Raw genomic sequence first — 6,865 nt, forward strand, 5'->3', positions numbered from 1 at the left:
ACGAGATCAACGACGACTTCCCGAATACCGACGTGGTGATCGTCATCGGCTCGAACGACATCGTGAACCCGGCGGCGCAGGACGATCCGAACAGCCCCATCGCCGGGATGCCGGTGCTGGAGGTCTGGAAGGCCAAGCAGGTCTTCGTCAGCAAGCGCGGCCAGGGCACCGGCTATTCCGGCATCGAAAATCCGCTGTTCTTCAAGGAGAACACCCGGATGTTCTATGGCGATGCCAAGGACAGCCTCAACAAGCTGCTACCCACGATCGAGTAATTGGCTGAACCTCTGCGCAACAGGTTTCATCCAAGCCCTTCCAGAGGGACCGGTCCTTGCCCTCACAGCAACCACGGAGAACGACAATGTCCCAGCAAGCCTGCAACACTGTAGCAACATATGACGGAGACACCCCGGACGAGTCGCGGCGCCGTTTCCTCAGGACGACCGGCCTATCGGCCTTGGGTGCAATGTTGGGAATGACGATCCCATTCGAGCGCAACCTGCCCTCAGGCGTTATCCCTGTAGCCCTGGCTCAGGATACCGGAATGGATCTGATGTCTGGCAAGACGGGACTTGTCGTCCTTGGTGATCGTCCATTGAACGCCGAGGTGCCTGCCCATCTGCTGGACGACGAAATCACCCCATATGAGCATCTGTTCGTGCGCATGAACGGTCTGGTGCCTCAGACAGCTTTGGATCAGAATGCCGAGGGTTGGAGCCTGACCATAGACGGCGAGGTCGAGAATCCGCTGGAACTGACGATCGACGACCTGAAGTCGCGCTTCGAAAACGTTACCCGCCGCCTAGTGATTGAATGCGGCGGTAATGGTCGCGCATATTTCCAACCTGGAACTTCGGGCAACCAGTGGACGGTGGGGGCGGTCGGCTGTCCTGAATGGACCGGCGTGCGGCTGTCCGATGTGCTGAAGGAAGCCGGATTGAAAAAGACTGCGGTTTATACCGGCCATTACAGCAACGATGTTCACCTGAGCGGCGATGAGGAAAAAGAAGTGATCTCGCGGGGGGCTCCCATCGAGAAGGTTATGGAGGGCGACTCAATCATCGCCTGGGCGATGAACGGAGAGCCGCTGTCGGCCTTGCACGGGTTTCCGCTGCGGGTGATCGTGCCGGGTTATCCGGCCTCAGCCTCACAGAAATACCTGACTAGAATCTGGATCCGCGACAAGGAACATGATGGCGCAAAGATGACCGGAGATTCCTACCGCATCCCGGCCTATCCCGTGGCGCCGGGAACCGAAGTTCCCGAAAGCGATATGGTGGTCTTGACCAATATGCCCGTCAAATCCCTTGTCACCTTCCCGGAAACCGGGGCCGAGGTGAAAGCGGGCGAACAGGTTGAAGTGCGTGGTCATGCCTGGTGCGGCAAGGGCGATGTCAGCGCGATGCACGTCTCAATCGACTTTGGTCAGACGTGGCAGGAAGCGACGCTCGAAACTCCCGCGAACCGGTTTGCTTGGCAGCGGTGGCGCGCAAGTGTGACATTGCCGCAGCATGGCTATTACGAGGTTTGGGCCCGCGCCACCGATCAGGACGGCATTAGTCAGCCGCCCCTGTCACCGGTCTGGAACCCTCGTGGTTATGCCAACAACATCCAGCACCGTATCGCGCTGGTCGCGGCGGCCTGAGGTGGGGCAGGGCATGAAACATTTCATCCGCCACAGTGCTAGTGCATTCACCGCTTTGGTTCTTGGCGCCGGACTGGCTCTGGCTGCCCCGGCACCCAATCCGATGACACCTCTTGCGGGCAGGCCCGCCGGCGCCGATCCACTAGATCCGATGACCGCCCTGATGGCGTGTCCAGACGCCTCGGCAGGAGGCGAAGGCAATGTGGACTTGGGCGGCCTGCCGGATGGTCCGGGCGCCGAGGATACATATTATCAATGCGTAGCCTGCCATTCGACCGAGATCATCAAGCAGCAGCGCGTCACCGATCACCGCTGGGATGAGCTGTGGAAATGGATGGTCGAGGCGCAGGGCATGGTTGAGCCCGACGACGAAACCAAAAAGGTCATCCTAACCTATCTGAAAGAAAACTTCTCTTCGGAGAGATAGCATGCAGCACACTTCCATGGCCATTTCGAAGATCAAAGATGGAGCCGCGGAATTACGCTAATTGAAGCTTCATGCGCTTTGACGGGGCACAATCTGGAATTGCAGATCGATAATCCGTTCTGCTCGCGACCTGTCAGAGCCAGCTGTCAGGATCATATCAACCGAGTGGCGCGAGATCGCCTCGGTAGGCAGGCGAACGGTCGTCATTGGAGGCGTACAGTTCGCGCCAAATTCCATGTCGCCAAAGCCCATGACCTTTATGTCGTGGGGCACACGAATATGACGGCGATGCGCCTCGAAGAGCACACCAAGGCCCAAGGCATCATTGGAGCAGACGATGCCGTCGACCTCGATCCCTTGCGCAATCATGGTTGCCAGCATCTCGACTCCGGATGTGGTACTGGCGGGGCGAGGATCGAGCAGGACGTGCGCCACACCGCCGCGTTCAGAGATTTCCTGAACGAAACCGTCGCGGCGACGGGCGGCTCGGGTGTCGTCCTGAACCCTTGCACCAAAAAATGCGACGCGGCTGCATCCGCGGCTATATAGATGACGAGCCTGTGCACGGCCTACCTCGAAGTGAGAAAAGCCGATGGCAATGTCGATAGGGTCTGTGCCGATGTCCCACATTTCGATCACCGGAACATTGGACTTTCGCAGCAGTTGGCTGGTTACCGGACTATGGTCCATACCTGTGAGAATGATTCCTGCGGGTGACCACGACAGCGAGGCTCGCACCAACGCCGTCTCGCGATCCAGATCGTAGTCGGTGTGCCCAACCAGTGCTTGTAAGTTGTGTCTCGCAAGCTGGCTTTCAACAAGATTGATCGTCTCGGAAAAGAATGCGTTGCGCATTGAGGGCACAATGATGCTGACAACACGGGAGCTAGCGGCGGCCAGCCCGCCAGCGATAAAGCTTGGAACATAGCCCAGTTCATCTATGGCAATGGCGATTCTTTCTCCGATGCGCTGCGAAACCTCATCAGGACGGCGGAGATAAAGCGATACCGTTGAAGGAGAAACTTTTGCCTGTTTTGAAACATCGACCATCGTGACGCTCTGCATCTTGCGTCTACTACGAAATTTCGATGTGTTTTCCATCATTTCTGCACTTCACCAATTGTCTTCTTTGAATGCTGCTACGCCAGATGAGCAAATGCAAGAAGAGCTGTTTTCGTTGACTTTATCGTAGCGCTACGATAAGTTATGTTCATCGGTTGGCCGATCGGCCTTCAAGTCGCTCCAGGTCTTCGACGGCGGTTCGTGCGCGCCGGAAAGATTACGAAGAGCGAATCCGAGGGAGCGCGATCCAACTGACAAGATACGTCCAAGGTGGGAGGAGCCTTTATGAAGTATCGCCGTTTTCTGACGATGACCGCAGCAGCTGTAGTAGTTGCATCCGCAGCTTCTGCGCAAACGATAGAGATGATCGTGCCTTTCAGTGCAGGCGGCGGCACGGACACTGTCGCACGCGCCTTTGCTCCAGCCTATGGTGAGGTTCTGGACCAGACCGTTATCATCAAAAATCTCGACGGAGCGTCTGGCACGATTGGAGCCAACGAGGTTGCCCGCGCCCGACCGGATGGCGCCATGTTGGGTTACCTGCCGATCGGCATTGCGATCCAGCCTCTGCTACGCAAGACAGCGTATGCGCTTGATGAATTTACCTACATTTGCCAGACGACCTCGACGCCGATGTTCCTGATGACCCAGGCAGACTCGCCGATGAACACGGTTGCAGATGTCATCAAGGCGGGTACCGACGGGCGGGTTATGTATGGATCTTCGGGACCGGGCACCTTGCCGCATCTAGCAGCGGCGGCCTTTGCCGCGGCAACCGAGATCAATGCGGTCCATCTGCCTTTCAAGGGCAGCGGCCCTGCCATGAATGCAATTGCTGGGGGCGAAATCCAGCTGATGGCCGAAACAGGCACTGTGCTGAAGGCGAATGGTCTTAAGCCTTTGGCCGTATTCGCCGCCGAGCGTCAGCCAGATTATCCCGCTGTTCCGACGATGGCCGAAGCGGGCTACCCCTTGGAGTTTTCGGTCTGGCAGGGCGTTTTCGGACCGAAAGGAATGAAGACTGAGGACGTTGAAAGATTTGCAACCGCCTGCAAGACGGCATCTGAGGACCCAGAATTCCAGACACATTTGCAGCGCACCGGAACCGGCTATGCATACAAGGGTCCCGACGACTTCCGCGCCTTTGTCGAAGATGGCGCCAAAAAGAATGCCGAAACGCTGGCGGCAGCAGGTGTCACCAAATGTAAGCGCGACGCTGATCCCCTCCTGCCGCTGGTGATCTGAACGGGCCAATCTCCGTGCGCATGAACGTCGGAGGTGTTGGCTTGGAACGAGACGGCAAAATGGGCGGCCATTTGGACGGCTTCTCGGATGGTGGGGTTTCGCGGCTGGAAGTGATGGAGGGGCCGACCGGGCGTCAGCGACGCACGAAGGCGGAGCGGGCGCGGATTGCGGCGGAAAGCTTGGTGCCGGGAACTTCGGTGACCGAAGTCGCGCGGCGGCACGGGACGACGCGCTGGCAGGTTTATGACTGGCGGAAGAAGCTACGGGACGGACAGCTTGTCGTGCCCGAGAGCGTGGCGGCACTGCCGATGTTTGCAGAACTGGTCGTCGAGGGCGCCGCAGCGGAGATGCCGGCAGAGACGGAGGCCAGCACCGGCGTGGAGATTGTTGTGGGTGATGTCGTGATCCGCGTCGGCGCAGATACCGATGAGGTTCTGCTTACGCGGTCGATCCGAGCGGCGCGGGCGGCGGCATGGTGATGCTCGGCCAGGGCGGGCCGGTGAAGGTCTACGTGGCGACGCGGCCGGTGGACTTCCGCAAGGGCATCGACGGGCTGGCGCTGGCGGTGCAGGAGATGTTCGGGCTCGACCCGTTCTGCGGGGCGGTCTTCGTCTTCCGGGCGAAGCGGGCAGATCGTATCAAGATTCTGGTCTGGGACCAGACCGGGATGGTGCTCGTTCACAAGCGCCTCGAGGGCGGCAAGTTCGTCTGGCCGCAGGTGCGGGATGGGGTGATGCGCCTGTCCTCGGCGCAGCTGGCGGCGCTGTTCGAGGGGTTGGACTGGAGACTGGTAAGACCCGAGCGGGTGCGCCGCCCGCTGGTTGCAGGGTAAGTGCATCCGACGCACTGGAGGCCCCGTTTTTACTGGCCAGAACGGCATCAGCGTGATTCACTTCAGGCATGGATGCCGACACTCTCAGCCGCGAGAACGCTCATCTGAAGGCCCGCCTCGCGGAGGTCGAGGCAGCGCTCGCGGAGGTACAGGAGGCAAACCGCCGGCTGGAGGGTATCCTGCGCACCTCGCAGCGCGAGCGCTTTGGCAAGAGTTCCGAGAAGTTGTCACCCGACCAGTTCAATTTGCCGCTCGAGGACGCCGAACTGGCCCAGGGCGTGCTTGAGGCCGCGCAGGAGAAGGCTGAAGCCGCGCTTTCCCGGGCGCGAGGGGAAGAACCTCGCAAGCCCGCGCGCAACCGTGGGCATCTGCCGGCGCATCTGCCCCGGGTCGAGCGCGTGATCGAGCCGGCCAGCACCCTTTGCCCCTGCGGTTGTGGTGAGATGGCCCGGATCGGGGAGGATGTCTCCGAGCGGCTCGACGTGATCCCGGCGCAGTTCCAGGTTCTTGTGACGCGGCGCCCCAGATATGCCTGTCGCCGCTGCTCGCAGGCCGTAGTGCAGGCTCATGCGCCCGAGCACGTCGTGCCGGGCGGCCTGCCCACCGAGCGGCTGATCGCATGGATCATCATCTCGAAGTTCGGCGACCACCTTCCGTTTTACCGCCAGGCGGGGATCTTCGAGCGGCAGGGGCTCCACCTCGACCGCGGCACATTCGGCAATTGGGTCGGCCGCGCCTGCTTCCACCTGATGCCCGTGATCGACCACATGAAGGTCCACCTGCGCGTCGCCGACCGGATCTTCGTCGACGAGACCCGCGCGCCTGTTCTGGAGCCGGGCCGGAAGGCCACCAAGAGCGGCTACTTCTGGGCCGTCGTATCCGACGATCGCGGGCATGGCGGTGCCGGCCCGCCCCTCGTGCTGTTCCACTACGCTCCCGGTCGGGGACGGGAACATCCGCTTAGGTTCCTGGCCGGATACCGCGGCCGGTTCCTGCAATGCGACGCCTACCAATCCTACAATGCGCTGACCGAGATCACGCGCGATGAGGGGCCGTGGCAGCTGGTCTATTGCTGGACCCACGTCCGCCGCCGCTTCGTCAAACGCGTCGAGAGCGACGGCTCGCCCATCGCCGAGGAGATGCTGCGCCAGATCGCATTGCTGTATCAGATCGAAAAGACCGTGCGCGGCAAGGACCCGGCCGTCCGCATGGCCATCCGACGCGAGCAATCCGCCCCGATCATCTCCGCGCTCAAGCCCTGGCTGGAGACCCAGCTCTCGCGCATCCCGCGGAAGTCCCTGCTGGCCGAGGATATCCGCTACACCCTCGCGCACTGGCCCGGCCTGATCCGCTTTATCGACGATGGCACCCTCGAGCTGGACACCAACCCGGTCGAAAACCAGATCCGTCCGATCGCGCTGACCCGGAAGAACGCCCTCTTCGCCGGGAACGAAATCGGCGCCGAGAACTGGGCCATGCTCGCCTCGCTGGTTGCCACCTGCAAGCTGTCCGGCGTGAACCCCGTCGACTACCTCGCCGATACCCTCCGGGCCATCCTCGACGGACACCCCAGATCCCGCATCGAGGACCTCATGCCCTGGTGCTACGACCAAGCGTCAAGCCTCGCTGCATAGGGCCTCGTCGTCGCGCTTAC

Annotated in this window: 8 protein-coding genes; 7 read left to right on the forward strand and 1 reads right to left on the reverse strand. The window is 60.9% G+C overall.

The window, feature by feature from the left end:
• The 3 genes from ACTJI6_RS23290 to ACTJI6_RS23300 all read left to right on the forward strand — a co-directional run.
• Positions 1-275, forward strand: a 275-nt coding sequence (locus ACTJI6_RS23290) for an NAD(P)(+) transhydrogenase (Re/Si-specific) subunit beta (protein ID WP_440804102.1), incomplete at its 5' end; no start/stop codon positions are given.
• 269 nt (positions 276-544) lie between these two features.
• The gene (locus tag ACTJI6_RS23295) at positions 545-1,645 is read left to right on the forward strand and encodes a sulfite oxidase (RefSeq protein ID WP_440804105.1); all 1,101 of its coding nucleotides are present in this window, start codon (positions 545-547) and stop codon (positions 1,643-1,645) included.
• Positions 1,646-1,658: 13 nt separating this feature from the next.
• A complete protein-coding gene (locus tag ACTJI6_RS23300) occupies positions 1,659-2,072 on the forward strand; it encodes a cytochrome C-552 (RefSeq protein ID WP_440804108.1) in 414 nt (137 codons plus the stop codon).
• A 69-nt stretch (positions 2,073-2,141) separates the two neighbouring features.
• On the opposite strand, the gene ACTJI6_RS23305 is transcribed toward ACTJI6_RS23300, so the two are convergent.
• Positions 2,142-3,137 (reverse strand): LacI family DNA-binding transcriptional regulator, encoded by a 996-nt coding sequence (locus ACTJI6_RS23305; RefSeq protein WP_440804110.1) that lies wholly within the window; start codon positions 3,135-3,137, stop codon positions 2,142-2,144.
• A gap of 282 nt (positions 3,138-3,419) precedes the next feature.
• On the opposite strand from ACTJI6_RS23305, the gene ACTJI6_RS23310 reads away from it, so the two are divergent.
• The 4 genes from ACTJI6_RS23310 (at position 3,420) to tnpC (ending at position 6,845) form a co-directional block, all read left to right on the forward strand.
• Positions 3,420-4,379, forward strand: coding sequence for a tripartite tricarboxylate transporter substrate binding protein (locus ACTJI6_RS23310; RefSeq protein WP_440804112.1), 960 nt, complete (start codon positions 3,420-3,422; stop codon positions 4,377-4,379).
• 59 nt (positions 4,380-4,438) lie between these two features.
• Positions 4,439-4,858 (forward strand): IS66-like element accessory protein TnpA, encoded by a 420-nt coding sequence (tnpA, locus tag ACTJI6_RS23315; protein ID WP_440798008.1) that lies wholly within the window; start codon positions 4,439-4,441, stop codon positions 4,856-4,858.
• On the forward strand, positions 4,852-5,211 hold the full coding sequence (tnpB, locus tag ACTJI6_RS23320; RefSeq protein WP_214273084.1) for an IS66 family insertion sequence element accessory protein TnpB: 360 nt from the start codon (positions 4,852-4,854) through the stop codon (positions 5,209-5,211). The genes tnpA and tnpB overlap by 7 nt, the downstream gene beginning before the upstream one ends.
• 68 nt (positions 5,212-5,279) lie before the next feature.
• Positions 5,280-6,845 carry an IS66 family transposase gene (tnpC, locus tag ACTJI6_RS23325; RefSeq protein ID WP_080622378.1) on the forward strand — a complete coding sequence of 522 codons (1,566 nt, stop codon included), beginning with the start codon at positions 5,280-5,282 and terminating at the stop codon, positions 6,843-6,845.
• Positions 6,846-6,865 lie beyond the last annotated feature (20 nt).

This window comes from Paracoccus sp. 22332 (assembly GCF_052045125.1).
Classification (GTDB): Bacteria; Pseudomonadota; Alphaproteobacteria; order Rhodobacterales; family Rhodobacteraceae; genus Paracoccus; species Paracoccus haematequi_A.